Below are 25018 nucleotides of genomic sequence, written 5' to 3'. Positions count from 1 at the left end.
AAAAGCACTCGAAACCTCCTCTCTCTCTACCACTTCACTCCATCACTCTATTCCACCTCGTTACTCCCACCCCATCATTCTATTCCACCCCGTTACTCCCACCCCATCACTCTACTCCACCCCACCACCCCACCACTCGCAAAAGCACTCGAAACTTCCTCTCACTCTCCGTTCTCACCTCACGCCGCAGTCCGACGCCGCAGTCCGACGCCGCAGTCCGACGCCGCCGTCAGTCGTCCGTCTCGACGCTGGTGATCGTCCCGACACCTTTCGATCGGCCTTCGCGGAAGACGAACCGCTGGCCTTCCTCGACGAGGTACGAGCGGAACTTGAACCGGACCGTCGCCTCGCCGCTGTCGCCGGGCAACAGCTGGCCGTCGGTCGGGAAGAACTGGGCGGCCTCGCTGATCGTCTCGACGTGGACGACCGGCTCGTAGCCGTCGCCGATTCGCGTCGGGTGGTTGAGCACCATCACCTCCGCCTCGAACTCCCTGACCGGGTCCGGGTCGGCATCGCGGGGGAGCAGAACCATCCCCCGTTCGAGCGCGGGCTCGGTGACGCCCTTGAGTGCGATGCCGACGATGCGGCCGGCTTTGGCCTCGTCGACGCGGTGGTAGTGCATCTCGATCGATCGGACTTCGACCTCGCGGAAGGTGCCGTCGGGCATCGGTCCCAGCAGCAACTCGTCGCCGGCCTCGACCACGCCCGACTTGATCGTCCCGGAGGCGACCGCGCCGACGCCCTGAACGTTGTAGCTGCGATCGACGTACATCCGGAACGCGCCGCTCTCGCCGGCGGTCTTGGGGAGGCGCTCGAACATCGCGTCGAGCTGGTCCATCCCGTCCATCGTGACAGCGCTCGTCGTCACGACGGGAACGACGGTCTCGGAGATCTCTTCGATCGCGGCGTCGACGCCGTGGCGCTCGACGCGCAACGGGGTCTTGTCCACGTCTCGCAGCGCTCGTTCGACCTCCCGTTCGACCTCGGCGACGCGCTCGTCGTCGACGAGGTCGGCCTTCGTGATGGCGACGATCGTCGGCAGTTCCGTCGCGAGCAGGATGCCCAGGTGCTCTCTGGTCGTCTTGGTCGGTCCGTCGTCGGCTGCCACGGTCAGCAGACCGTAGTCGAGCTTCTGCCCGACGAGACCCCGAATGGTGGTCCGAAGCCACGGCTCGTGACCGACGGTGTCGACGAAGCTGACGAGGCGGTCGGACTCCTCGACGACGCGTGCCCGATCGTCCTTGCGGTCGGGGTTGTCCATGCGGACCGGCTCGTCGTCCTCGAAGCCGTAGACGCCGTAGGAGAGGTCGGCCGACAGGCCGCGTTCGACCTCGTGGGGCTGCACGTCCAGATACGAGCGAGTGCTTCCCTCACCGTCGTCGGCGCTCCCGGTGACGAGCGTGCCCACCAGCGTCGACTTCCCGTGGTCGACGTGGCCCGCGGTGCCGACGACGATGTGGTCGTCGTCCTCCAGCACGGCACCCTCACGGATCGTCGCGACGCCGACGATACCCTCTGGCGCGGTGTCTGTGTCCGTGTCTGCCGTCGCCGAAGCTCCCTCCGATTCCGTGTCTGTCGTCACCGAGGCACCGTCCGCGTCGGTCGTCTGCGACGCGCTGTCGATCCCCCAGGTCTGGACGGCATCGATGTGTGCGCCGGCCTCGTCGGCCAGCAGCGAAAGCACGTCCATCGACTCGGAGAACGCCTCCGGGGAGATCCCGGCGAGCCCGCCGTCGTCCGTGACGCCGACGACGTAGGTTGCCTCCCCGTCACCGGAGAGGACGCGGTGGCGCAACTGTGCGGCGAGGCTCTCCAGCCGACCCTCGGCGAGGTGGAGGTCTTCGGTGAGCCGCTCTTTGAACTCGACGCTGCCGCCCTCCTGTTCACCGCGCTCGATCGCACGGCGGAGCACGGCTTGGTCGGGGCTCATGCGACGGGGTAACGGACCACAGAATAAAAACCTTCCCCGGGTACGGGGACGTATCCCACCTGAGCGGTCAATAGCGGTCCGGAGGCGACAGTCTGGTACTCGCCGACGGTGGAACGAAAGTGGCCACCAGCCGGGACCCACCGGCTGACCGACACACACCAGCGAACCGGCATAGCCCACGCATCGATACCCGCACAGCCCGGCGAACCGATACAGTCCAGCAAACAGTCTCACCGACACCCACACGGTCCGGCGAACAGGTCCAGCCCACGCACCGACACCTGGACGGAGCGGTGAACAGGCCCTGCCCACGTATCGACACCCACACGGCCCGGCCGGCGCGCGGATCCGCCACCATTATATGAATGGTTGTGCAATCAAGCAAATAGCGATGGCCGAACAATCTGAGCGACTGGAGCGACTCCTCACGCGGGAACTCGGCGAGTGCTGTGACGGCGACATCGAGGACCGCGTCGAATCGATCGAATCGCACGCAGCGACGATCCCGTCGGATCCCGAGGCCGATCTGGCGGCACTGGCAACGCTAAGCAACGACACCCGCTACAGGATCGCACGGCTGCTGTCGGCCGCCGAGGACGAACTCTGCGTCTGTGAGATCAGTCCGGTCGTCGACGTCAGCGAGAGCGCGATCAGTCACGCGCTGTCGGACCTCCGAGAGGCGGGGCTCGTCAGCCGACGCAAGGACGGGACCTGGCGCTACTACGAGGCGACAGCGCGGACGGCGGCACTCCTGTCGGCGCTGGACGAGACGCGAGGTGAGGCCTGATGGCCGACGTTCGGCTCGCGTTCGTCTGTGTCCAGAACGCCGGCCGCTCGCAGATGTCGACGGCGTTCGCCGAGCGCGAGCGCGACCGTCGGAACCTCGGTGACGTCGTCGAGATCCGTACCGGGGGGACTCATCCGGCCGACCACGTCCACGAGGAGGTGATCGACGTGATGGACGAGATCGGCATCGACATCTCGGACCGGACACCGCGCGAGATCTCGACCGCCGAACTGGACGCCTGCGATCACGTCGCGACGATGGGCTGTTCGACGCTCGATCTCGACGCCACGGTCGACGTGCGCGACTGGGCGCTGGACGATCCGGACGGACAGGACCTCGACGCGGTGCGTGCGATCCGCGACGAGATCGAAGATCGGGTCGTTGCCCTGTTCGACGAAATCGAGGAGACGCTCGATCGATGAGCACCGCCGAACACGACCACGGGCCGGACTGCGAGTGTGAGAGCTGTGGCGACCCACGGTCGATGGACGTGCTCGACAAGTACCTCACCGTCTGGATCTTCGGCGCGATGGCGATCGGCGTCGGCCTCGGGTACGTCGCGCCCTCGGTGACCCAGCCGATCCAGAACCTCCACCTCGTCGAGATCGGCCTGATCCTGATGATGTACCCGCCGCTGGCCAAGGCCGACTACTCGCAGCTCCGGACCGTCTTCAGCAACTGGCGCGTACTCGGGCTGAGCCTCGTCCAGAACTGGCTGATCGGTCCGACGCTGATGTTCGGACTCGCCGTGATCTTTTTCAGCGGTCTCGTTCCGGGACTGCCCGCCCGCCCCGAGTACTTCCTCGGGCTCGTGTTCATCGGGATGGCCCGCTGTATCGCGATGGTACTGGTCTGGAACGAACTCGCGGAGGGGTCGACCGAGTACGTGACGGGACTGGTCGCGTTCAACAGCCTCTTCCAGATCGTCACCTACGGCGTCTACGTCTGGTTTTTCGCGCTCTTCCTCCCGCCGGTGCTGGGCATGGAGTCGCTGGTCGCCGGCATCACGACCTTCGACATCACGCCGATGCAGGTGTTCGAGGCGATCGTCGTCTTCCTCGGGATTCCCTTTGCGGCCGGGTTCCTGAGCCGCTACGTGGGGACCCGCGTCAAGAGCGAAGCGTGGTACGAGGCGGAGTTCGTCCCGAGGATCGATCCGCTGACACTGGTCGCGCTGCTCTTTACGGTCGTCGTGATGTTCGCCACGCAGGGCGGTGCCATCGTCGCGTCGCCGGGCGACGTGTTGCTGATCGCGGTGCCGCTGACGATCTACTTCGTCGTGATGTTCCTCGTGAGCTTCGGCATGGGACGGGGCATCGGGGCGGACTACTCGACGACGACGGCGATCGGCTTCACCGCCGCCTCGAACAACTTCGAACTGGCGATCGCGGTCGCCGTCGCGGTCTTCGGCGTCGGCTCGGGCGTCGCGTTCGCGACCGTCGTCGGCCCGCTCATCGAGGTGCCGGTCCTGCTCGCGCTGGTCAACGTCGCGCTGTACTTCCAGCGACGGTTCGACTGGGGCCGTGCCACGACCGGACAGCTCGACCGTTCCGCAGCGACGGACGACGATTGAACCGCCGGATCGATCGCGTTCACCGATACGGCTCGACCGCTTCGAGGAACCCCGCGGCGTACCGGGCGTCGGTCCGGCGGTCGGCCGCCGCGGCCGCGTGTTCGTCCGCGTTGGCGACGGCGACGCTCTCGCCGGCCAGTTCGAACGTCGCGACGTCGTTGATCGAGTCGCCGACCGCGAGAAAGTCCTCCGGTACGTGCCCGAGTTCCTCGGCGACCGCCCGCAGCCCCGTCCCCTTGTCGACGCCCGGAGACTTGACGTGGTAGGCGTAGCCCGTGTCGATGACGGTTAGCCCGTGGGTCTGGGCCAGTTCGTCTAACGGTTCCCGGGGCTGGTCCAGCGAGACGGCGATCTCCGTCTCGCGCCAGCGGTTCGCCAGGTCCACGCTCCCCCAGCCGAGCGAGTGTCCCCGCTCGCGATACGCCGCGACGAAGGCGTCGACGGCCTCCGGATCACCGCCGAACACCAGTTCGTCGCTCTCGCCGACGAAGACGACGCCGCCGTTCTCCGCGATCACGCACGGCTCGATGCCGACGAACTGACAGAGCGCGACCGGGAACGGGAACGCCTTGCCCGTGGCCACGACGACCGGAGCCGGCCACTCTGCGAGGACCGTCATCGCACGGGGCGCGACTGCCTGGTCCGGTCCGGTCAGCGTTCCGTCGACGTCGACGACCAGCGGCGGTGTCTCCTGCATACGATCGCTCGGTCGGCGATCGGTATGTCCGTTACGGACGGGTGGGCGTGGGTCCGTCCTCGATCGCCTCGAACGACGGGCGCAGGCGCGCCGTCTCGGCGAGGGGCGCGAGCGCTCGACACTGCCTGTCGGCCAGCGCCAGCTGCTCCTCCGCGTACCGGGCGAGCCCGTGGCAGTCGACGTGGTACGCGAGCCCGCAGTCGGCGTCGAGGGCGAGCGTCCACCTGGCTGCTCGTCCGGCCGCGAGGGTCCGGCCGAACGCTTCGAGACGGTCCCGAGACCGGTCGTCGAGCCCACCGATCGCCGCGCCGACGGCGGCGGCACCGCCACCGAGTGCCCCGGCCGTGCCCTCGATCACCGAGCGCGCGGACTGGGCAGTCGCGTCGTCGGCGACCGTCTCGACGATGCGCTGTGATGCGTCGAGCATCGTCTCGACGCAGTCGCGACAGCGGTCGGCGTCGACGGCCAGCAGCTCCGAGTACGCCACCGAGTAGAGGAAATCGCCCGCCAGTAACGACGCCGTCCGATCCCCCGCCCCGAGGTCGTCGTCCGAGATATGGCCGAGGAGATCGCCCCGGCGGTGACAGTACTCTCGCAGCAACTCGACGGCCACTGCCCCCGAGAGCGCCGTCTCGGCCGTCGGCTCGTCGGCGATCGACGCGTACGACCGCACCAGCAGTTCGCCGTACCACCGGTCATCGAGGACCGGAGACACTCGCGACGGGAGGTGATCGTCGCGCGCGTCTACGAGGGCGGCCAGGCGACGCTCGATCTCCGCCCCGTGGTCGGTTGGGACACGTCCGTCGACCATGGTCAGTCGTCCGTCGTCGCGGGCTCCATCCCCGCGTCGTCGAGGTCGATTCCGTCCTCGGTGAGGTCGTTGTCGCGCCACGTCCCGCGACGATACCAGCCGTAGGCGATCACCGCACCGGCGACGTTCGAGATCGCGAAGGAGAGCCAAATCCCGGTCTCGCCGATCTCGCCGGCCGCGAACCACGCGATGGGGAACCGGACGACCCCGAGCATCAGCACGGAGATCGCGGCGGCGGTGAGCGTCTTGCCGGCCCCGCGGAAACTCCCCGTGTACGCTCGCATGATCCCGATGAAGCCGAAGGTCAGCGCGACGTAGCGCAGGAACTGCGTCGCGACGGCGACGACTTCGGGATCGGTCGTGAACACGTCGGCGATGGGTGCGGCGACGAAGAAGACGAGGATCCCCGCGGCCGAGAGCACGCCGAAGAGGACCGTCGCGGCGAGCCCGGTCGCTCGCTGTGCCCGGTCGGGTTTGTCCGCGCCCATGTTCTGGCCGGTCATCGTCTCGACGCCGCGGGCGACGGCGATCGCCGGCAGGAAGATCACCGAGAACACGCGCGTCCCGATGCCGTAGGCGGCGACGACGGCGTCGGGGAAGAACGCGACGATGAACAGCAGGAGGTTCATCGACAGCGCTCGCCCCATCCCCTCGACCGACGCCGGCAGGCCGATCCGGACGAGCCGCGGGAGGTAGTCGAGATCGGGCACCATGTCGCCGAGGTGGATCTGGACGCCCCGCGTGCCACGGAACATGATCGCGAGGCCGACGACGAGTGCGACCGCCCGCGAGAAGATCGTCGCGATGGCCGCGCCGGTGATGCCCGAGCCCGTGTAGCCCGTCGCCGCCAGCAGCGTCGCTTCGAGCTCGCCGAGGCCGAGCATCGAGAACAGCGGATTGCTCTCGAAGCCGAAGATCAGGAACGGGTCGATGACGATGTTGAGCACCACCGACCCGAACATCACCACCATCGGGGTGATGGTGTCGCCGTAGCCCCGCATGAGCGCGATGAACACGGCGAAGCCGAACATGAAGAGCAGTCCGAGCGAGATCACTTCCATGTAGCTCGTCGCCAGGGGCAACACGTCCGCGGACGCCCCCATCACGCCGAGGAACGCCTCGACGGCGAAGAAGCCCACGACGCCGAGCACGACCGACGCGATAGCCGCGAAGGTCACCGTCTGTGAGGCCGCGTACTCCGCCTCTCGCTCCTCGTCGGCACCCGTGTACTGAGCGACGAGCACGCTCCCGGCGACGGAGATGCCCATGCCCAGCGAGATGAGCAGGAACACCATCGGGAACGCGAAGCTAATCGCGGCCAGCGCGTCCGTGCTGTACTGGCCGAGCCAGAAGGTGTCTGCGAGGTTGTAGGCCGTCTGGAAGAGGTTCGTGATCACGATCGGCATCGACAGGAAAAAGAGGGGTTTGCCGATGCTCCCCGAGGTGAGGTCGAACTCCTCGGGTCCCTTGAACAGCGCCCGGATCCGGTCGAGGAGCCTCATCAGTCTGCGACCCCCGTCGAACCCGCTGCCAGCAGATGTCGCTCCGTGTACTCGGTGAGCGTGGCGTACAGACGGTCCGACGGAGCACCGGCGGCGACTTCTCGCGTGTGTGCGCCCGTGATCGTCGCTGTCAGAAACTCCGCCGTGACGGCCGGATCGACGCGGTCGTCGAACGCGCCCGTCTCGATGCCGTCCGCGATGGTCTCCCGGAGCTGTTCGAACAGCAGTTCGTCGAACTCCGCGAGACGGTCACGAATTGCATCATCGTACGGTGCCTGTGCCGTCACTTCCAGCATCGCCGTGCGAAACGCCTGCTGTGGGCCGTCGGGACCGTCGTCGAACGACACGTCGAATAGGGCGTCGAGCCGGTCCCGCGGCGAGTCCCCGCTCGCCTCGGCCAGCCGCTCGGTGTATCGGTCGTACAGATAATCGAGGAAGGCGACGAACAGCTGGTCTTTGTCGTCGTAGTGGTAGTGAATAGAGGCGGTGCTCCTGTCGGCCTCGGCGGCGATGTCCTGCACGGTGAGATTCGCGTAGCCGTACTCGCAGAGCGCACGATACGTCGCGTGTAGAATCTCGGTAGCTGGTTCGTCCTCCATGTCGGTCGATAGTTCACTTACTGACTGTTTAGTCAAAAGCCTTTGGAAGCGGACGATGACCACGGTCACGGCGACACGACGACGACGGTTGGCCGAAGACTGACCGATGACTGTTCGGCGGTCAAAAGCGTTATGCGGGACTGGCTATACGTTATAGCAATGGCCGAACCGCCGGACCGATCACTCTCGGAGTCGGACGAAGCGATCATGCGCGCGACCTACCGTGCGCTCCGAGACCACGGCTACGCCGACCTGACGATCAAGCGCATCGCGGAGGAGTACGGCAAGACGACTGCCGCCGTCCACTACCACTACGAGACGAAAGAGGATCTCCTCGCGGCGTTTCTGGACTACATCCTCGATCAGTTCGCGGCGGCGGTCCACGACGTGGAGACGACGGACCCCGAACAGCGGCTCGACTTACTGATCGATAAGTTGATCGCCGACGCGGAGGACCACCAGGATCTGCTGATCGCGATGCTGGAGATGCGCAGCCAGGCACCCTACAACGAGACGTTCGGCGAGCGGTTCCAGCAAAACGACGAGTACGTCCGCTACATGCTCCGGACGGTGATCGACCACGGCGTCAGGGAAGGGGTCTTCTCGCCGGTCGACTCCGAACACGTCGCGCGCGCGCTCATGACGATCGTCGACGGCGCTCGCACCCGAGCGGTTGTCCTCGACGGAGAGGACAGCCTGGCGACCGCACGCCAGACGGCAGCCGAGTACGTCGACGCCGTGTTGCTCGACGACTGAGGGGGCGGCCTGGCACCGACGCTCTCCGCTACGGTCAGTCGTTCAGCCGCTCGTAGGCCTCTTTGACCCGTTTGAACGACTGCTCGTCGCCGCTGTCGGTGTCGGGATGGACCTCTTTGACCTTCTGTCGGTACGCGGCCTTGACCGAAGACTGATCGGCACCCGGATCGAGGCCGAGCCGGCTGTAGGCCTCTGTCGCGCTGATCTCGTCGCTCGCCGACGGCGCGCGGGCTCGTCGTTCGCGTCGCTGGCGCTGCCCCCGCTGTCTCCGCGAACTGCCGGTCTGTCGGGCACGCGCGCCCCTGTTTGCCTGGCGCGTGCTCGCACTGTCGCGCGGCGGTTCCCACTCCTCGCGTGGACCAGCGCCGGTCCGTCGCCGGCGACCGCCGTCGACCCTGGCCTGCCGTTCGACCCGCCGGTAGATCCGATCGGCCATCCGCCCGCTGGCGTGGTAGTAGACGAAGTACGTCGCCACGCCGAACGTCGACGCGAGAACGAGGACGGCGGGGCTCTCGACCAGGCCCACCACCGTCAGGACGACGGTCAGTCCACCGAGCACGACTGCCAGCCCCGTAGTGAGACGGTCGTACTGCACAGTCGGGGTTCGGGACCCACGACCGTAAGCCTCTCGCCGCTGGGTGTGCTATCGAGTAACATGAGCGTCACCGGACTCTGTGAGATCTGTGAGGGCGCGACCAGCGAGGACGCCTGTGACCTGTGCGGGAGACAGGTCTGTGAGAACCACTACGCCGAGAGCGACGGCATCTGTACCGCCTGTCTGGGCGACGCCGGGAGTCGGCCAGATCGACAGCCGACATCGGACGACCTGCCCGACGGCGTCGACACCTACGAGTTCTGAGACGGATCATTGTAGATTGTTGCTACCGAACAATTCGATACGGGTTTGCACTTTCCGGAGGTCACGCACTGTTCCACCGTGTTGCAGAGTCTCTACGTCACTCACAGGGTAGTCGATCCGGTCAAGACGTGGTTTATGAGGCTCGGTAAGTGGTGCGAATGTACCCACGGAGAGCGTGACTGGAAGATCGATTCTCTCGTCGACGGGCCGCTCGCCGACGCCGTCGCAAGCGATTCGGCCACGTCGCCGGCCTCGTTCCATCGACCCCCCAGGGGTTCAGGGGTTATTGCGGGTCGACGGAAATAGTAAAGTGAGTTCCGGCAGGATAGCCGCTATGGCCTCCAAATCGGCCATGGTTTCAGACGGACCCTTGGGCGGTTGAAGCAGGACGGCTCGTATGGCTCCGGCGGCGAGGACGAGTTTCAGACGGACCCTTGGGCGGTTGAAGCTGTTGGATCGAGTACGTCTCCGCGTCGCCGTCGGTGGTTTCAGACGGACCCTTGGGCGGTTGAAGCGAACTGACGCGGGCCGAGTTTCGGGCGATCGCCTACGTTTCAGACGGACCCTTGGGCGGTTGAAGCCCCGGCCCGTCGATCCTGTTCGATCTGGACCACGAGTTTCAGACGGACCCTTGGGCGGTTGAAGCAGTTCCTCGGCGTCCTGTCCGCTTGCGTCGTAATCGCGTTTCAGACGGACCCTTGGGCGGTTGAAGCCACCATTGCGATCTGTCAGAGGGGTGGGTCGACCAAGTTTCAGACGGACCCTTGGGCGGTTGAAGCGACAGATATCGGAGCCAGTGGACGACCATCGACTCGTTTCAGACGGACCCTTGGGCGGTTGAAGCTGGCAACCGGGAGTACTTCCAGCGGGCGATGGCCGGGTTTCAGACGGACCCTTGGGCGGTTGAAGCTTATGGCACCGCTCACACACTCCGACTAAGTTCTCGTTTCAGACGGACCCTTGGGCGGTTGAAGCACGGCGGCAAGTCGGTGGATGAGTCGGCCCTCAAGGTTTCAGACGGACCCTTGGGCGGTTGAAGCTCGAAACCGAGGGCGGTAAGGACTCCTTCGAGGACGGTTTCAGACGGACCCTTGGGCGGTTGAAGCAGGCATCGTGACTCCCTCCGTTACCCAAGGGTGTCCGGCGTTTCAGACGGACCCTTGGGCGGTTGAAGCGACGCGCTACGTCGTCCTAGCTGTTGCTTTGACTATGTTTCAGACGGACCCTTGGGCGGTTGAAGCGCTCTAAGTTCGCGCTGTCGAGTCCGCCGCTGCGCGTGTTTCAGACGGACCCTTGGGCGGTTGAAGCAACTGGTATTCCCGTCGAAGGGTCGGCACTCGGCTTGTTTCAGACGGACCCTTGGGCGGTTGAAGCCGGTACCAATAACGGTGGACGAAACGAATCCGAGGAGTTTCAGACGGACCCTTGGGCGGTTGAAGCAATACCCTCTGCCTGAGATGTCGTCTCTGAGCCGCTGTTTCAGACGGACCCTTGGGCGGTTGAAGCTACACCGGTAATCCCGCTAATGCGTGACGAACGGGTTTCAGACGGACCCTTGGGCGGTTGAAGCGACAGCCGACGCCGTCGGGTTTGCGGTCAAGCTCGTTTCAGACGGACCCTTGGGCGGTTGAAGCCATGTCAGCGTGCCGGACGAGCGCGATCAGCTCGGACGTTTCAGACGGACCCTTGGGCGGTTGAAGCAGACCGGAGATGTCGGAGCGTTGGTCCTGCTGGCCGGTTTCAGACGGACCCTTGGGCGGTTGAAGCGCGCTCGCCGTCTTTGTCGCGACTTCCGATCCGTCGAGTTTCAGACGGACCCTTGGGCGGTTGAAGCGTGGTCGTCTGGTCCTAGCATTGGGTACACTCAACGTTTCAGACGGACCCTTGGGCGGTTGAAGCTCGACGAGATCCCGATGCACGAGGAGGTTGCCATCGTTTCAGACGGACCCTTGGGCGGTTGAAGCCGCGCTTCGCGTACGGGCCGTGTTCGGCTTCGTCCGTTTCAGACGGACCCTTGGGCGGTTGAAGCACACCGAGTGCTGGCGAGACCTGAGCAACGACTGGAGTTTCAGACGGACCCTTGGGCGGTTGAAGCAAGATCCTGATCCGCCACCTCATCGCGTAGATGCACGTTTCAGACGGACCCTTGGGCGGTTGAAGCAAGTCCAAGAACGGACTTGTCCTTTTCCCGATCTTCGTTTCAGACGGACCCTTGGGCGGTTGAAGCCGGTCGTGGCCCGACTCGGCACAGACCGAGAGGCTGGGTTTCAGACGGACCCTTGGGCGGTTGAAGCCTCAACATCGCCGGGATGTGCCGTTGCGATTCGTTCAGTTTCAGACGGACCCTTGGGCGGTTGAAGCGCCGTCGTCTCGATACTCTCTAAACCGAGAATCGACCGTTTCAGACGGACCCTTGGGCGGTTGAAGCTGACGAGAGTGTGCCCTCGGTCGCTGGCGAAACCTCGTTTCAGACGGACCCTTGGGCGGTTGAAGCGCATCCGACATGCCAGACAGCCATGTCCTCCCCCGGTTTCAGACGGACCCTTGGGCGGTTGAAGCGAGGGGCGACTGGAACAGATGCAGACAACCGTACGTTTCAGACGGACCCTTGGGCGGTTGAAGCGCCCCACTCGCCCCGGTCGTCGGCCGTCTCGTCGGGTTTCAGACGGACCCTTGGGCGGTTGAAGCACGGACAAGTCATCCACCCGCCAGTATCTCCCGGTGTTTCAGACGGACCCTTGGGCGGTTGAAGTAGCAATGTCATGGCGACGAGCGGCAACGCTTCGGTGGTTTCGGCTCCATTGAATCACTAGACAGCGTCGGGGTAGTGTCGATTTTCCGGTGTTCGATGGCCTGATCCGATTGATTTCGTTCACGGAAATCGACATCGACACGATCAGATCGCAGGTGACGTTGATATACTCCCCAGCTGGTCAACTGCTCTCCCGGTCAAAATCCGACTATTGATCGTCTATCCCGATAGAATCGACTGCCCTATGGCGATTCAATAGAGCCGCACATTCGGTCTGCTTGTGGTCGAGGTAGATGTCGCGCGCAGTTGTCGGTTCTATCGGTTCGAGATCATTTTCGTTGGTCGTCATGGTTTCTCACAGAGTCCCGTAAGAAGCTGTATACCGCCCGAATTCGCGACCGAAGGGAACCGGCGAGGTGTGGTCTGATGCCGCCCTAACCCATTCTCTGATTTCTCGCAACGACGAGCGTGACGGTTCTTTCGCCGGTCTGGAATCTACCCGCGTCGATAGACGGCACCGCTTCGAGAAACCACCACTGGACGGCGGTGCGCCCCCTGTGTCACAATTTTTCACGCACGATATCGACGGTCCCAATAGCTTCATACGCCGCCCGCGAGAGTGTGTCCACATGGACGAGACGATCAGCTCACTTCGGCCGTTCGAACAGTTCGTGCTGCTGGCGGTCGCCGAACTGACCGTCGATGGGGAGATGCCCGTCCAGTCCCACGTGGTGACGGAGACGATCAAGGACCAGCTCGATACGGTCGCTCGTGATTCGTTCGGCGGCGTCGAACGACAGGAGGTCGTGTCTGCCCTGGGATCGCTCGCGGCGGACGACCTGCTGTCGACCGAGCGGACCACGTCGGCGACGGGGAAAGGGCGGCCCGCCTACGACGCCGAAGCCGGCGTGAAGACGATCGTGGAGACACTCCTGGACGACGACACGGTCGGTCCCTACGCCGAACGCCTGCAGACCACGGTCTGAGCCGCGTCTCTCCGCTGCTGGGCTGTCGTTTGGCGTCTCGGAACGAAATCCACTTGGAGATAGCCAATCGACCTCCGCGTATGCGCGAGTTCGAGTTCACGGTCCAGTACGAGCCGGGCGCAGACGACCTGATGGACCTCTTCGTCGAGACTCCGTCGCTCTCCGCTCGCTCGCAGGCCTGTTTCGCCAACGCGGACGCGATGTGGCGAATCGACCGCATCGTCGGGCCGTCGGACGTGCTCGACCGGCTCGACGATCTCTATCTCGACGAGTCGATCTGTAACGAGTGTCTGGACATGGAGCGGTGTTCGTCCACCCGCGAGTACCAGCTTCTGGACGCCGGCCCGGAGCATCGCCTGGTCTACACGCGCCGCCAGGAGATCGACCGCTGTCACTCCATCCCGTATCTCGCCGTCGACTACGTGGGCGACGGGGTGCTGTTCGACGCGGAACGATCGGGCGACGAGTACGTCTGGCGGGTCCTGATGCCGGAAGCGACGCCGGTCGGCGAGCTGTACGACGCGATCGAGCGAAACCTCAGAGACGGACTGACGCTCGAGCTGGGCCACGTCGGCGGGATCGACGGCTGGCGCGGCGACGATGCCTTCGACGCCGACCTCACCGTCGAGGAGCGCCGAACGCTGCAGGCGGCCGTCGACGCGGGATACTACCGGACGCCACGGGAGACGACCGTCGGCGAACTGGGCGAGCGACTGGACGTACCGCGATCGACGGTACAGTATCGGTTACAGCGAGCGGAGGGCAAGGCCGTCGAACAGTTCGCTGACGACAGTCTCTAGACGATCGAGGCGTTGCTCGCTTCCTGCTCGATCGCCGGTGGTTCGCCGGCTTCCAGGCGTTCGAGTCGGTCCATGATCGTGTGGACCACGTCACCACTCGTACAGGGAGCCACGTGCTGGAGTTCCCCGCCCGCGTACTCGGCCAGTCCCATCACGGGCAGGATCATCGCCGAGTAGTCGTCGGTGATCTCCGAAGAGATCTCGGTCGTCTGGTAGAACGACTCCAGCGAGACGTTGTTCGACAGCGCCCACTGCTTGAACTCGGCGACGCGATTGAGGATGTACCGCCCCTCCTCGGTGTGGGCGGCCGCCGACTCCCGGGACACCTGCTTGCCCCAGACGATGACGGAGAAGTCTTCGATCGCGTCGTTCTGGTCCAGCGTTTCGAGTCGCTCGATGACGGTCGCCTGTCGCTCGTGGGCACCGTCCGGAACGAGCGACCGGACGTAGAGTTCGATGTGGGGAGTGGGGGTATCGGACATGGTTCAACTGATCTACGTGTCAACACTCCCGCACCACACTAATACTTTGCGTGGACCCGTTGTCGTGGGTACCGTTCACATACAAAATAGTGGGTAGAGCGGTTTTGCACTGGCTTTGACACCGGCTAGCTCTGTAATCGTTCAACTGACAGGGGCGAACACTTTCCAACGATAACTAGATATTTAAGAAACACTATATTAGTCGCTCTGCGGTGTCTCGTTGCTGTGGTCGGCGAGCCGTCGCCGTCGTCGCCGGTTGCGCCTCACACCGTCTGTGAAAGCGCGTTACGATAGCACTCCCTCGGTAGCGACAGCCCGGAGACAAACAGCCGGCAGCGTCAGTCGTCGTCGAGTCGGGCGAGTGTCTCGTGAGCGCCGACGACCATCGCGGGGACGACGATCATGAAGACGTGTTCCTCGATCGGAATTCCGAGCAGTTCGACGCCGGTTCGCATCGGGATCGCGAACACGCCGACTGCCAGCGTGTACCAGTCCCAGACGTACGCGAACGGATAGAGGACGGCGATCGTTCGGACAGCGGTCCGGGCCGCGTCGGCGTACCAGAGCAGGCCGGCCGCGACGAGACCCCACACGATCTCTGTCGCGAGGTACGTGTACGGACCGAGGACGGTGATATCCGGGAGCACGCCGGGTATTCGGCCGCTGGCACAATGAACTCCGGGGGTGAGCGAGTCCGACGAGCGTTCTCAGCTGCTGGAACCGGAACCAACTTTGATTACCTCTGGCGTCGAACCCCTGTAGTGGGAAGTACGATGAATATAGCTGATATTGCCACCAGTGATTTTGTTGAACTCGACGCCGATGTCCGCCTCGGCAAAGTGCGCTCGATCTTCGAGCGCGAGAACCCCAAGGGAATCGTCATCACCGAGGACGGGGCGTACGCCGGTGTGATTACCCAGAAGCAGCTGGTCCAGTCCCACGTCGAGGACAACGCCAAGGCAGGTGCGATGATGCGGTCGGCCCCGAAAGTCGAACGCCACGACGACGTCCGCGAAGTCGCTCGCGTCCTCGTCGAGGGCGGTGCGAAGATCGCACCGGTCTTCGAGGGGGGCTCGCTGTGGGGGGTCGTCACTGGCGACGACATTCTCGAAGCCGTCCTGGAGAATCTCGATGCCCTCACCGTCGAACAGATCTACACCAAAGACGTCGTCACCATCACCGAGGAGACCCACGTCGGGCAAGCGATCAACCTCCTGCGCAAGCACAGCATCTCTCGTATCCCCGTACTCGACGACGACGGAGACCTCTCTGGCATGGTCACGACCCACGACATCGTCGACGTCGTCGTTCGAGACATGAACAAGGCGACGCGTGGCGACCGCTCCGGCGAGAACGACCGCGTCCTCGATCTGCCGGTCTACGACATCATGAACAGCCCCGTCGCGACGACCTCTCGCGACGGTTCGGTTCGAGATGCCGTCGAGCGGATGCTCGAAAACGACTTCGCCGGCCTCGTCGTCACCCCAGACCACGACGACTCGCTGGTCGCCGGGATCGTCACCAAGACGGACGTGCTCCGCGCGCTGACGTTCACCGAGGAGGAGCATATGGACGTACAGATCACCAACATTAACCTCCTGGACAACACGATCTCTCGGGACGACATCCGCGAGGAGATCGGCGACGTGGCCAGCAAGTACCAGGACATGCAGGTCCAGCACGCCCACGTCCGCTTCCACGAGCACAAGGAGAAACTCCGTGGCACGCCCCTGATCCAGTGCCAGATCCGTCTGCGGACCAACAAGGGCCAGGCCGCCGGCTCCGGCGAGGGCTACGGCTCCGACACGGCGTTCAACGTCGCTCTCGACAAGCTCCAGCGTAACGTCCTGGAGATGAAAGGCGTCCGCGCCGACGAGGAGTACCGCGGCCAGCTGCTCCGGAAGCTCGGCGAGCTGTAGCGCCCTCCTTCCTCTGTATCCGCCGAGCCCCCGCGAGGCGGTTCACTCGATCGAACGGTGCGAGGCGCGCCGAAGGCGGGCCTCGATGTGAACGGGGGAACGAACTGACCCGTGAACGGAGTGAGATCGAGCGTTTTTTCACCCACGTTTTTACGCGAGGGTTCCCGCAGTGAGCGAAGCGAGCGAGGAAACCCGACGCGGAAAAAGGTGGAGGAGTACCGCGGCCAGCTGCTCCGGAAGCTCGGCGAACTGTAGAGTCTGACGGTCCGTTTCCACACGTTTTGATCGGGCATCTTCGCTCTGGCACGATGGAGTATCACGGCACCGTCACGGCGCGGTTCGGCCGTCGTTCGAGCGTCGCTCTGCCAGCAACAGAACGACGCCACCGAGGAACGTCACGTAGACTCCGACGTCGGCGATAAACATGCCAGTGACTCCGTATTCACCGACACAGAAACTGACTGATGTCACTACTGCGACGACTCCGACCGACACTCAGTCGATCACATCAAGAACTCTCTAATCGCTCCATTAGAGCGTGAATCTGCGTTTTCGATGCGTAATTAGTTCTCAAAATGACACAGACGGAGAGTCTCGGTAATTCGGAGTCGCTGTCGGCGGCAAATCGCCGCCGACGCGACGGTGTTGCCACTCACGACCACTGTCCTGATCGGCGGACAGCTACCGGAAGAACCGGTCGTCGAGTGGTTGGTTTGCTGGAACTGTCCTGCGCACACCGAGCGCTGTCCAGGCTGCTCGCAGCACTATCTCACAGAATTCCGTGAATGACCACTGCCAGAGGCGGCGCCCCCCGCGGCGGGGCGCCGCCACGTACCTCCAGTGGAGATACCGCCAGCTGTTCTGGAGCAGCAGGCTCACCACAAACATCACCAGTCGCAGACCAGCATCCTCAGAACTGGTGAACGCGAGGCTCTGCTTGGCTAATCGGTAGCTCGATTCGATGCCGAAGCGCTTGCTGTAGTGCTCTCGTGCATCTCGTGGTGTGTCGATAAACGGCGCGTCAGCGGCGTAGCCGTGACGCGCCACCCCGTGTTCGTCGTATCGTCCTTGCTGGTAGACGCAGTCGATGAACACAGGGAACGTCACCTTGCCGGCGAGATCGTGTCCGATCTCGCGGCTCCAGCCGCTGCTAAGTTCGTTCTGAATCGTCTCACCCCACTTGACAATCGGCATGGCGAAAGCGTAGTTGTGCGCGTACAGCAGGCTGAGACAGGTGCTATTGTAGAATCCGCGATCCAGGTAGACGGCCTTGACGCCGAGGTCAAGGCCGTCGAGGAGTTCGAGAAACTCGGCGAGGACATCGCTGGTGGTGTCGCCAGCGACCAGCTGGCGAACCGCCAGCGTGTACCGTTTGTTGCGTACCCCGCGCATAGAGCGTTGCATAGGCGTGAAACGTCGTTGTTCCGCGTTTCGCTTGAGACGAGTACAACGCCTCTGTCTCATCTTCGTCGCCGTAGTAGGGGATCGAGGTGGAGGTCGGCGACGACCTCCACCGATCGATCGGCAGTGTTTCAAGAGCATCCCGTTGCAGGAGCGTGTCTCCGACCGCCTCAACAGAGTCAAGGTCGAACTGATCGGTGAGATATCCACGGACGGTATTGGCGTGCGGCGAGTCGTCAGTCGTTTCGCAGACGTGGTTGATCGAGGTCCCGCCGGCGCTGGCGCCGGCGAGGACCTCGTACAACGTCTCCGTCGTGACCTCNANGTNNTCNCCGAGATCTAACGCAAGCTCCTCGTCGAGGCTGTTGACGACAAAATTAAGCAGGTGCTCTTCCTCTATCTCGCTGTCTGCTTGGGTAGGCTTCACACCGCATCCAAGCAGACACTTCCTCTAACCCGATGTGATCGACTGACACTCGAAACGAACTCTCGCTGACCCATTTGAGGTCACCGAGCAGTCCCAGAGCAGTGACGAGCCCGAGTATGAGCGTGACGAGACCGTACGTTTCTGTCCCGGAATGCATCCCCGATAGTCCGACTGTCAGGACCGCCTCGTACGTCGGGTTAGCCCTGACCCACGGTAGATACGCCCCGACGAGGAGAAAACACAGACCGATCCAGACTTGTCTCCGTGAGTGCATCGCTATCTCGTACACTGCCCGCTGGTGGTTGTAGTCTTTCTGTCCGGTTCCCTAGTCAAATGACTGAAATAGCCGCGCTGGCAGTCGGAGAACAGCCAATCAGATACGGCCGAAATCTCCGTGTCGAAGTTCGTCCCGACAGTATTTTTATGGAGTGTGCGAGTGAAATTGAAGACGCGAACCGCTCGATTACGATCGATACTCGTCGATGTCGACGGCGCGTCTCGTCTCCTCGTGTGTGAGATCGCTGTCGGCGGAGACAATCGGTGCGCCCCACTCACGGCCGACCGCAGCCACGAGCCCGTCGACGCCGTCGAGATACGGTCCGCCGGCCGGAATCTCGTCTGCGATCCGGGCAGCGGTCTCGGACAGTTTCGCATCGACTTCGACGACCTCTACCCAGCCCAGCGCCTCGATCGCTTCCTCTACGTCGCCGTCTGGGTGGTTGCCGACGCCGACGATCGCTTCGGTGTACGCTGGTGCGGGTGCGATCCAGGTTTGGTCGTCACCACCGTTGGCCTCGTAGTACTCTCTCGTCGCCGAGAGCCCACTCATACGGATTATTGTAGCGATTTACCGGTGATCGTCTACTCCGTGGCGACGATCACCGGTAAGCAACTACAATAAACCGTATCAGGTAATCGATGAGAAAATTCGCGTCCAAGACTCTCATCGATCTCCCAGCCGCTCCGCGCGGTCCGCACGCTCGTCTCTGGCCTTGGCTCGTTTCGTCCGGATCCACTCACCTTGTTCCTCGGACAGCACCCCGAACCCGTCGTCGAAGTCACTCTCCGTGGTGTCGGCGATCAATCGTTCGAGGACGTCGTTGTACGACTCGCCCTCGCGTCGCCGGTGTTCGAGGCGTTCTTTGATCCGTTCACTGACCCGGATCTGTTCGTCGGCGGTTGCCATCGCTCGTGTCGACGTTGGCGTTGACAGAATAAATCGTTTGGCTCTCCCCATCCGGTCGTGTTCAGATAAGAGATCAGTGCAGGCAGTCTGAAGCACCGAAAGCCCTCGGCCCGCTCCGGGGTTCTGTGGCGGATATCCTCACTCCGTTCGGATAGTGCCGCCGCAGAACCCCGGAGCGGGCCTCGCCCTTTCATCCGCCAGGATTCGGCTGCCTCACAGTCTGAACCCTGGCGGATGAAAGGGCGAGTACAGTTGCGGGAACCCCGACGAAGGTGACCCGAACGAAGAGAGGCGAACGTCGAGAGAGCTTGCTCTCTCGGAACAAGCACGCGAAGCGCGCACAGCGAGTCGCGGGACCGCAACTGTACGAGGGCTTTCGGTGTCTCCAACTCAGAAAATGGAGCGGCTTATCTGAACACTACCCCCCATCCGGTCGTGTTCGGATATGAGATTTGAGAAGGCACTACCCAAGCGCTGAATGATTATTAAAATTACAAGAGTCGCTCAAATCCCGGAATTCGTATAACCTGACAATGTTGGAAACAGGAACAGTAGAAGAAGGGCCGTGTTTAGACGCTCCTCAACCGGCGAGTCACGGGCCGTTGCGGTTGATCTAAAATCTGTCCTGAGTGCCTCATCGTGTCGATCTGTTCGCGGAGCATACGCCGCAAGAGCCGATTTGTACTGCGTCTAAACAAGGCCTAGAAGAAGTAGTATCGCTAGAACTGCGTGTTTGTAACGTCGGTTGTATCCCGAATATCCGGCGCCGAACAGGAGTCCAAGGATGCATAGTGCATAGATGATAGAAGGGATGTTTACACCAAACATATTTACAACCCGCTTCGACTACATTAGAATTCTACGATTTCCGGATAATAGTGCGCAATAGACTAGCTGATACTAACAGCTATGATAAACTGCAGGTGGCCGTAATCTGGGTGGTCTGATGTCTCTGTGAGCGTATCTGAGAACTCATCTCGTAGCTTTTCCTAGCCAGGATCGTTCCCGCGTCCCAAGTTTGTACCTGTACTGATGTATCGGAGGTATAGCCCAACGTACAGTGACCATGTCTCCATCCGTCGTGAGGCGGGGATGAATTGACCAGGACGCCCACTGGAGATGACCAATGGGCGGACTACCTGTTGTGTTGGGCGGCATTCGCGCGACCGAGTGGTCCGAAGGACCCGGCAGGTCGCGCAATTCACCGGACGAGCGAAGCGAGTCCGACCTTTTTCACCACCGGGAGAGCTCGCTCTCCCGAGCCTCACTTCGCTTCGCTCAGTGAGACCACGTTTTTGCGCAAGTGGTTCGCGCACCGCGCGAACCCGCAGCCGAAAAAGGTGGTCTACTGGAAGCCGATGCGGCCGCCACCGCGAGTCTGCTGGGGTTCGCCGCCGCCCTTGAACTCGTCTTGCATCTGCTCGTAGTAGTCGCGGATGTCGTCGGAGATCGTTGGGCGCACGTTCTCCATGGCCTGCCGGAAGTGCTTCATCTCGACCATCTCGGCGTCGTCGTCCTCGCGCAGCGCCTCGATGGCGGCCTCGCGGCCGATCGACTCCAGGTCGGAGCCGACGTAGCCGTCGGTCATCTCCGCGAGTTCGCGCAGGCTCACGTCCGGCGACAGCGGCGTGTCGTCGGTGTGGATCTTGAAGATCTGCTCGCGGCCCTCGATACCGGGTTCGCCCACCATCACGAGGCGGTCGAACCGACCCGAGCGGATCAGTGCCGGATCGATCATGTCCGGCCGGTTGGTCGCGCCGATCACCATCACCTCTTCCATCTCTTCGAGTCCGTCGAGCTCGGTCAGCAGTTGGTTGACGACGCGTTCGGAGACGTTGCTCCCGGTCTCGCCGCCACGCCCCGGTGCGAGGGAGTCGAGTTCGTCGAAGAAGATCACCGTCGGTGCGACCTGCCGGGCCTTCCGGAAGGTCTGACGGATCGCCTTCTCCGACTCGCCGACCCACTTCGAGAGGAGCTGTGGTCCCCGCACCGAGATGAAGTTGGCGTCGGTCTCGTTGGCGACGGCTTTGGCCATCAGGGTCTTTCCAGTCCCCGGCGGCCCGTACAGCAGGACGCCAGAGGGCGGTGAGACGCCCATGCGCTCGAACTTTTCGGGCTGGTTCATGGGCCACTCGACGGACTCCTGGACCTGCTCTTTGGCGTCGTCGAGGCCGCCCACGTCGTCCCAGGAGATCTTCGGGAGCTCGACCAGCACCTCCCGCATGGCGCTCGGGCTCACCTCGTTGAGGGCCCCGCGGAAGTCCTCGCGTTTGATGATCATGCGGTCGATCAGGCTCGGCGGGATGTCCTCCTCGTCTAAGTCGATCTCGGGGAGGTACCGACGCAGCGCCTTCATCGCGGCCTCTTTGGTCAGGCTCTCGATGTCGGCACCGACGAAGCCGTGGGTCTCGGTCGCCAGGTTCGAGAGGGCCACGTCGTCCGAGAGAGGCATCCCGCGGGTGTGGATCTGGAGGATCTCCTCGCGGCCGACTTCGTCGGGGACGCCGATCTCGATCTCGCGGTCGAACCGGCCCGGCCGGCGCAGTGCCGGGTCGACGCTGTCGACGCGGTTGGTCGCGGCGATGACGATGACCTGACCGCGGGATTCGAGGCCGTCCATCATCGTCAGCAGCTGAGCGACGACGCGGCGCTCGACCTCGCCGGTCACGTCCTCGCGCTTGGGCGCGATCGAGTCCAGCTCGTCGATGAAGATGATCGAGGGGGCCTCCTCGCTGGCGTCCTCGAAGATCTCCCTGAGTTGCTGTTCGGACTCGCCGTAGTACTTCGAGATGATCTCCGGACCGGCAATAGAGAAGAAACTGGCGGAGGTCTCGTTGGCGACGGCCTTCGCGAGCAGGGTCTTGCCGGTACCCGGTGGACCGTGGAGCAACACCCCCTGTGGCGGCTCGATGCCGAGCTTCTTGAAGATCTGGGGGTGTTTCATCGGCAACTCGACCATCTCGCGGACCCGCTGAATCTCGCTGGAGAGGCCGCCGATGTCCTCGTAGGTGATACCCCCGCCGGTCTTCTCGAAGCCGCTGATGGGCTCTTCGCGCAACTCCACATCCGTGTCCTCGGTGATGAGACAGACGCCCTCCGGCTCGGTCTCGACGGCGATCAGCGGGATCGCCTGGCCCGGCGAGCGCATGAACGGGTGGTTCGTACTGGACATCACGGGGACGATGTCGCGCTCGACGACCGGGCGCTTGAGGATCTGGCGCTTGACCATGCCGGCCGCGTCCGAGCCGAACTGGACGCTGGCTTCCTCCGGCGGAGCCAGCACGAGCTTGTCGGCCTTCTCGGCGTCGGCCTTGCGGATCGTCACGCGTTCGCCGATGCCCACGTCGGCGTTCTGTCGCGTGAAGCCGTCGATGCGCACCGTGTCGGTGTTCCAGTCCTGTCGATCCGCACGCCACACTTTCGCGGCGGTGGTCTCACTTCCCTCGATCTCGATGATGTCGCCGGGCGAGAGCTTGAGATGCAAGAGCGTGTCCGGATCCAGGCGAGCGATACCGCGCCCCGAGTCGTTCGGGTACGCTTTCGCGACCTCCAGTTGAACCTCGTTCATAGTTAGTCTGCGGGGATACCTGATTTCAGTCGTGACCGGAGATATGCTTTATGCTACCGGCGGTCCCCTGTCCGTCCGGTAGGTACTTATGCTATCATGTGTCACACTGTCACGGCCGCGCTACCGACGCCGCCACAGTCCGTCGGTTGAACCTCCGCATGTCATACTTTGCCGTGGTGGTAGCTTTCATAGGGCTGGCCGAGAAAGCCGCGACTATGGTGTTTCTCGTCCCGTACGACGGATCGTCGCCGGCCCGTGCAGCACTCGAACGCGCAGTCGAGTACGGTACGCCACTGGATCGCGATGTCGTCGCCGTCAGCTACATCCCGACCGGCAACAGCTACGCCGAGCGTCGTCAGTGGGTCGACCCCGAGGACGAGTTCCCCTTCGAGACGGTCACGCAGGACCTCGAACGCAAGATCGAGGAGGCGACCGACGACACCGAACTGCGCTACACCGACGTGAGCGCACACTCGCCCGCGGGCGGCTTCTCCGAGGAAGTCCGCCAGACCGCCAGCGACGTGGACGCGACCGTCCTGTTCGTCGGGAGCGACGACGAGGACGTGGTCGTGCCGGTCGGTGAAGGCACCGACGAGGAGTACGACGTACACGTCGTCCGCGGCTGAGACGCTTCGCGGTACTTTTTTTTTTTGGCGCACCGACGCCACGAGTATGCGAACACTCGCTTTCGACGGCCGGATGGGTGCCAGCGGCGACATGCTGCTCGCTGCCCTCCTGGCCGTCGGTGCCGATCGAGACGCCCTCGCCCCCGTCGAGGACGCCCTCCCGATCCGGTACGACGTCTCCGAGACGGTCGAACGCGGGATCGGTGCGACGAGCGTCGCCGTCGTGTTGACCGACGCAGACGAGACTGAAACGGACGGAACCGACGCGGACACCCAGATACCCTCGAAGGTACCGGGACACGACCACAGCCACGACCACGCGGACGACAGTCACGATCACACTCACGGCGGTACTGCCGCCGAGGGACACGGTCCGTCTCGCTCGCTGGGCGAGGTCCGCGAGATCGTCGGGGAGATGACCCTCCCCGACGGCGTCGAGCGCGACGCGCTGGCGATCTTCGAGATCCTCGGCGAGGCCGAAGCCGCGGTCCACGACACGACCCTCGACGAGATGCACTTCCACGAGGTCGGGGCCGACGACGCCATCGCCGACGTGGTCGGCGTCTGTCTCCTACTGGACGACCTCGGCGTCGAACGCGTCGTCACGACGCCGCTGTCCGCGGGCGGTGGCACCGTCGAGATGAGCCACGGGACCTACCCCGTTCCCGGCCCCGCCGTCGTCGAGATCGCCGAGCGGGCCGACTGGTCGCTCGCTGGCGGACCCGTCGACGCCGAGTTGCTGACGCCGACCGGTGCGAGCATCCTCGCACACGTCGCCGACGGCGTCGACGCGCTGCCGGAACTCGCCGTCGAGGCGTCTGGCTACGGCGCTGGGGGGTACGACTTCGAGAATCGACCGAACGTCCTGCGGTCGATCGTCGGCGACGGTGGCGGCGGGCTCCGCCGCGACGAGATCACCGTCCTGGAGACGAACCTCGACGATACGACGCCGGAGGTACTGGGTAGCTTGCAGGAACGACTGCAGGACGCGGGGGCGCGAGACGTGTCGATCCTCCCGGCCACGATGAAGAAGTCGCGGCCGGGCCACCTCGTCAAGGTGGTCTGCAAGCCGGCAGACAGCCAACGCGTCGCGCGCCGACTCGCCGAGGAGACGGGAACGCTGGGCGTTCGGGCCCACGGTGCCGGGCACCGCTGGATCGCCGACCGCGAGATCGTCACCGCCACCGTCGAGATCGACGGCGACGCCTACGAGATCGACGTGAAGGTCGCCACCGACAGCGAGGGCACCGTCTTCGACGTGAGCGGCGAGTACGACGACGCCGCGGGGGTCGCCGACGAGACCGGACTGCCCGTCCGCGAGGTGCTTCGCCGGGCCGAAGACGCCCTCCGGTAGCTG

21 protein-coding genes, 1 pseudogene and 1 CRISPR repeat array are annotated in these 25018 nt (G+C 63.8%); of the genes and pseudogenes, 10 read left to right on the top strand and 12 right to left on the bottom strand.

Annotation, left to right across the window (positions count from 1 at the left end):
• Nucleotides 1–229: 229 nt before the first annotated feature.
• On the bottom strand, nucleotides 230–1930 hold the full coding sequence (locus HALKA_RS0116770; RefSeq protein WP_018259091.1) for a GTPBP1 family GTP-binding protein: 1701 nt from the start codon (nucleotides 1928–1930) through the stop codon (nucleotides 230–232).
• Nucleotides 1931–2321: 391 nt separating this feature from the next.
• Here HALKA_RS0116770 and HALKA_RS0116765 point away from each other — a divergent pair, with 391 nt between their 5' ends.
• From HALKA_RS0116765 to arsB, 3 genes are read left to right on the top strand one after another with little or no spacing between them, the layout of a single operon-like run.
• The gene (locus tag HALKA_RS0116765) at nucleotides 2322–2717 is read left to right on the top strand and encodes an ArsR/SmtB family transcription factor (RefSeq protein WP_018259090.1); all 396 of its coding nucleotides are present in this window, start codon (nucleotides 2322–2324) and stop codon (nucleotides 2715–2717) included.
• The gene (locus HALKA_RS0116760; RefSeq protein ID WP_018259089.1) at nucleotides 2717–3139 is read left to right on the top strand and encodes a low molecular weight phosphatase family protein; all 423 of its coding nucleotides are present in this window, start codon (nucleotides 2717–2719) and stop codon (nucleotides 3137–3139) included. Before HALKA_RS0116765 ends, HALKA_RS0116760 begins: the two co-directional genes overlap by 1 nt.
• The gene (gene arsB, locus HALKA_RS0116755) at nucleotides 3136–4290 is read left to right on the top strand and encodes an ACR3 family arsenite efflux transporter (RefSeq protein ID WP_018259088.1); all 1155 of its coding nucleotides are present in this window, start codon (nucleotides 3136–3138) and stop codon (nucleotides 4288–4290) included. The genes HALKA_RS0116760 and arsB overlap by 4 nt, the downstream gene beginning before the upstream one ends.
• Nucleotides 4291–4309: 19 nt before the next feature.
• Here arsB and HALKA_RS0116750 read toward each other — a convergent pair whose 3' ends face one another.
• The 4 genes from HALKA_RS0116750 to HALKA_RS0116735 are packed head-to-tail and all read right to left on the bottom strand — an operon-like array spanning nucleotide 4310 to nucleotide 7899.
• Nucleotides 4310–4987, bottom strand: coding sequence for an HAD-IIB family hydrolase (locus tag HALKA_RS0116750; protein ID WP_018259087.1), 678 nt, complete (start codon nucleotides 4985–4987; stop codon nucleotides 4310–4312).
• 31 nt (nucleotides 4988–5018) lie between these two features.
• Nucleotides 5019–5798, bottom strand: a complete 780-nt coding sequence (locus HALKA_RS0116745; protein WP_018259086.1) for a hypothetical protein — start codon at nucleotides 5796–5798, stop codon at nucleotides 5019–5021.
• A 2-nt stretch (nucleotides 5799–5800) separates the two neighbouring features.
• A complete protein-coding gene (locus HALKA_RS0116740) occupies nucleotides 5801–7300 on the bottom strand; it encodes an MATE family efflux transporter (RefSeq protein WP_018259085.1) in 1500 nt (499 codons plus the stop codon).
• A complete protein-coding gene (locus HALKA_RS0116735; protein ID WP_018259084.1) occupies nucleotides 7300–7899 on the bottom strand; it encodes a TetR/AcrR family transcriptional regulator in 600 nt (199 codons plus the stop codon). Before HALKA_RS0116735 ends, HALKA_RS0116740 begins: the two co-directional genes overlap by 1 nt.
• A gap of 159 nt (nucleotides 7900–8058) precedes the next feature.
• Here HALKA_RS0116735 and HALKA_RS0116730 point away from each other — a divergent pair, with 159 nt between their 5' ends.
• A complete protein-coding gene (locus tag HALKA_RS0116730; RefSeq protein WP_018259083.1) occupies nucleotides 8059–8655 on the top strand; it encodes a TetR/AcrR family transcriptional regulator in 597 nt (198 codons plus the stop codon).
• 34 nt (nucleotides 8656–8689) lie between these two features.
• Here the strand turns inward: HALKA_RS0116730 and HALKA_RS0116725 are convergent, their stop codons facing one another.
• Nucleotides 8690–9250 carry a J domain-containing protein gene (locus HALKA_RS0116725; protein ID WP_018259082.1) on the bottom strand — a complete coding sequence of 187 codons (561 nt, stop codon included), beginning with the start codon at nucleotides 9248–9250 and terminating at the stop codon, nucleotides 8690–8692.
• Between the two features lie 60 nt (nucleotides 9251–9310).
• Between HALKA_RS0116725 and HALKA_RS0116720 the strand changes: the two genes are divergently transcribed.
• From HALKA_RS0116720 to HALKA_RS0116705, 3 genes are all read left to right on the top strand, one after another.
• Nucleotides 9311–9514 (top strand): hypothetical protein, encoded by a 204-nt coding sequence (locus tag HALKA_RS0116720; protein ID WP_018259081.1) that lies wholly within the window; start codon nucleotides 9311–9313, stop codon nucleotides 9512–9514.
• Between the two features lie 355 nt (nucleotides 9515–9869).
• A CRISPR array of direct repeats spans nucleotides 9870–12267; the repeat unit is 30 nt; unit sequence GTTTCAGACGGACCCTTGGGCGGTTGAAGC.
• Nucleotides 12268–12895: 628 nt separating this feature from the next.
• Nucleotides 12896–13252 (top strand): hypothetical protein, encoded by a 357-nt coding sequence (locus HALKA_RS0116710; protein WP_018259080.1) that lies wholly within the window; start codon nucleotides 12896–12898, stop codon nucleotides 13250–13252.
• Nucleotides 13253–13332: 80 nt separating this feature from the next.
• Nucleotides 13333–14052 carry a helix-turn-helix domain-containing protein gene (locus tag HALKA_RS0116705; RefSeq protein WP_018259079.1) on the top strand — a complete coding sequence of 240 codons (720 nt, stop codon included), beginning with the start codon at nucleotides 13333–13335 and terminating at the stop codon, nucleotides 14050–14052.
• Here the strand turns inward: HALKA_RS0116705 and HALKA_RS0116700 are convergent.
• The gene (locus tag HALKA_RS0116700) at nucleotides 14049–14534 is read right to left on the bottom strand and encodes an HTH domain-containing protein (RefSeq protein WP_018259078.1); all 486 of its coding nucleotides are present in this window, start codon (nucleotides 14532–14534) and stop codon (nucleotides 14049–14051) included. The two genes, HALKA_RS0116705 and HALKA_RS0116700, sit on opposite strands and share 4 nt — an antisense overlap.
• Before the next feature lie 338 nt (nucleotides 14535–14872).
• Nucleotides 14873–15181 (bottom strand): lycopene cyclase domain-containing protein, encoded by a 309-nt coding sequence (locus tag HALKA_RS0116695; RefSeq protein ID WP_018259077.1) that lies wholly within the window; start codon nucleotides 15179–15181, stop codon nucleotides 14873–14875.
• A gap of 126 nt (nucleotides 15182–15307) precedes the next feature.
• Between HALKA_RS0116695 and HALKA_RS0116690 the strand changes: the two genes are divergently transcribed.
• On the top strand, nucleotides 15308–16453 hold the full coding sequence (locus HALKA_RS0116690) for a CBS domain-containing protein (RefSeq protein WP_026190392.1): 1146 nt from the start codon (nucleotides 15308–15310) through the stop codon (nucleotides 16451–16453).
• 681 nt (nucleotides 16454–17134) lie between these two features.
• On the opposite strand, the pseudogene HALKA_RS19790 reads toward HALKA_RS0116690, so the two are convergent.
• From HALKA_RS19790 to HALKA_RS0116665, 4 genes and pseudogenes are all read right to left on the bottom strand, one after another.
• Nucleotides 17135–18281 (bottom strand): annotated as a pseudogene (locus HALKA_RS19790) (ISH3 family transposase).
• Between the two features lie 463 nt (nucleotides 18282–18744).
• The gene (locus tag HALKA_RS0116675; RefSeq protein WP_018259073.1) at nucleotides 18745–19110 is read right to left on the bottom strand and encodes a PIN domain-containing protein; all 366 of its coding nucleotides are present in this window, start codon (nucleotides 19108–19110) and stop codon (nucleotides 18745–18747) included.
• A 114-nt stretch (nucleotides 19111–19224) separates the two neighbouring features.
• Entirely contained in the window at nucleotides 19225–19467 is a 243-nt protein-coding gene (locus tag HALKA_RS0116670; RefSeq protein ID WP_015762735.1) for a DUF7557 family protein, read from the bottom strand.
• Nucleotides 19468–20812: 1345 nt separating this feature from the next.
• Nucleotides 20813–23035 (bottom strand): CDC48 family AAA ATPase, encoded by a 2223-nt coding sequence (locus HALKA_RS0116665; protein WP_018259072.1) that lies wholly within the window; start codon nucleotides 23033–23035, stop codon nucleotides 20813–20815.
• A 215-nt stretch (nucleotides 23036–23250) separates the two neighbouring features.
• Here HALKA_RS0116665 and HALKA_RS0116660 point away from each other — a divergent pair, with 215 nt between their 5' ends.
• Both HALKA_RS0116660 and larC read left to right on the top strand, forming a co-directional pair.
• Nucleotides 23251–23661: a universal stress protein gene (locus tag HALKA_RS0116660; protein WP_018259071.1), complete on the top strand. Its 411-nt coding sequence runs from the start codon at nucleotides 23251–23253 to the stop codon at nucleotides 23659–23661.
• A 46-nt stretch (nucleotides 23662–23707) separates the two neighbouring features.
• The gene (gene larC, locus HALKA_RS0116655; RefSeq protein WP_018259070.1) at nucleotides 23708–25015 is read left to right on the top strand and encodes a nickel pincer cofactor biosynthesis protein LarC; all 1308 of its coding nucleotides are present in this window, start codon (nucleotides 23708–23710) and stop codon (nucleotides 25013–25015) included.
• Nucleotides 25016–25018 lie beyond the last annotated feature (3 nt).

Origin of the sequence: Halomicrobium katesii DSM 19301 (assembly GCF_000379085.1) — an archaeon.
In the GTDB taxonomy this organism is placed as follows: domain Archaea; phylum Halobacteriota; class Halobacteria; order Halobacteriales; family Haloarculaceae; genus Halomicrobium; species Halomicrobium katesii.
The sequence above is the reverse complement of the archived record's forward strand: the minus strand, read 5'-3'. Positions and strand labels throughout refer to the sequence as shown.

Bases quoted from the DNA above. Each gene is read 5' to 3' on its own strand.
- HALKA_RS0116770 (WP_018259091.1), bottom strand. From the start codon at position 1,930: ATGAGCCCCGACCAAGCCGTGCTCCGCCGTGCGATCGAGCGCGGTGAA.
- HALKA_RS0116765 (WP_018259090.1), top strand. From the start codon at position 2,322: ATGGCCGAACAATCTGAGCGACTGGAGCGACTCCTCACGCGGGAACTC.
- HALKA_RS0116760 (WP_018259089.1), top strand. From the start codon at position 2,717: ATGGCCGACGTTCGGCTCGCGTTCGTCTGTGTCCAGAACGCCGGCCGC.
- arsB (WP_018259088.1), top strand. From the start codon at position 3,136: ATGAGCACCGCCGAACACGACCACGGGCCGGACTGCGAGTGTGAGAGC.
- HALKA_RS0116750 (WP_018259087.1), bottom strand. From the start codon at position 4,987: ATGCAGGAGACACCGCCGCTGGTCGTCGACGTCGACGGAACGCTGACC.
- HALKA_RS0116745 (WP_018259086.1), bottom strand. From the start codon at position 5,798: ATGGTCGACGGACGTGTCCCAACCGACCACGGGGCGGAGATCGAGCGT.
- HALKA_RS0116740 (WP_018259085.1), bottom strand. From the start codon at position 7,300: ATGAGGCTCCTCGACCGGATCCGGGCGCTGTTCAAGGGACCCGAGGAG.
- HALKA_RS0116735 (WP_018259084.1), bottom strand. From the start codon at position 7,899: ATGGAGGACGAACCAGCTACCGAGATTCTACACGCGACGTATCGTGCG.
- HALKA_RS0116730 (WP_018259083.1), top strand. From the start codon at position 8,059: ATGGCCGAACCGCCGGACCGATCACTCTCGGAGTCGGACGAAGCGATC.
- HALKA_RS0116720 (WP_018259081.1), top strand. From the start codon at position 9,311: ATGAGCGTCACCGGACTCTGTGAGATCTGTGAGGGCGCGACCAGCGAG.
- HALKA_RS0116710 (WP_018259080.1), top strand. From the start codon at position 12,896: ATGGACGAGACGATCAGCTCACTTCGGCCGTTCGAACAGTTCGTGCTG.
- HALKA_RS0116705 (WP_018259079.1), top strand. From the start codon at position 13,333: ATGCGCGAGTTCGAGTTCACGGTCCAGTACGAGCCGGGCGCAGACGAC.
- HALKA_RS0116700 (WP_018259078.1), bottom strand. From the start codon at position 14,534: ATGTCCGATACCCCCACTCCCCACATCGAACTCTACGTCCGGTCGCTC.
- HALKA_RS0116690 (WP_026190392.1), top strand. From the start codon at position 15,308: ATGAATATAGCTGATATTGCCACCAGTGATTTTGTTGAACTCGACGCC.
- HALKA_RS0116675 (WP_018259073.1), bottom strand. From the start codon at position 19,110: ATGAGTGGGCTCTCGGCGACGAGAGAGTACTACGAGGCCAACGGTGGT.
- HALKA_RS0116670 (WP_015762735.1), bottom strand. From the start codon at position 19,467: ATGGCAACCGCCGACGAACAGATCCGGGTCAGTGAACGGATCAAAGAA.
- HALKA_RS0116665 (WP_018259072.1), bottom strand. From the start codon at position 23,035: ATGAACGAGGTTCAACTGGAGGTCGCGAAAGCGTACCCGAACGACTCG.
- HALKA_RS0116660 (WP_018259071.1), top strand. From the start codon at position 23,251: ATGGTGTTTCTCGTCCCGTACGACGGATCGTCGCCGGCCCGTGCAGCA.
- larC (WP_018259070.1), top strand. From the start codon at position 23,708: ATGCGAACACTCGCTTTCGACGGCCGGATGGGTGCCAGCGGCGACATG.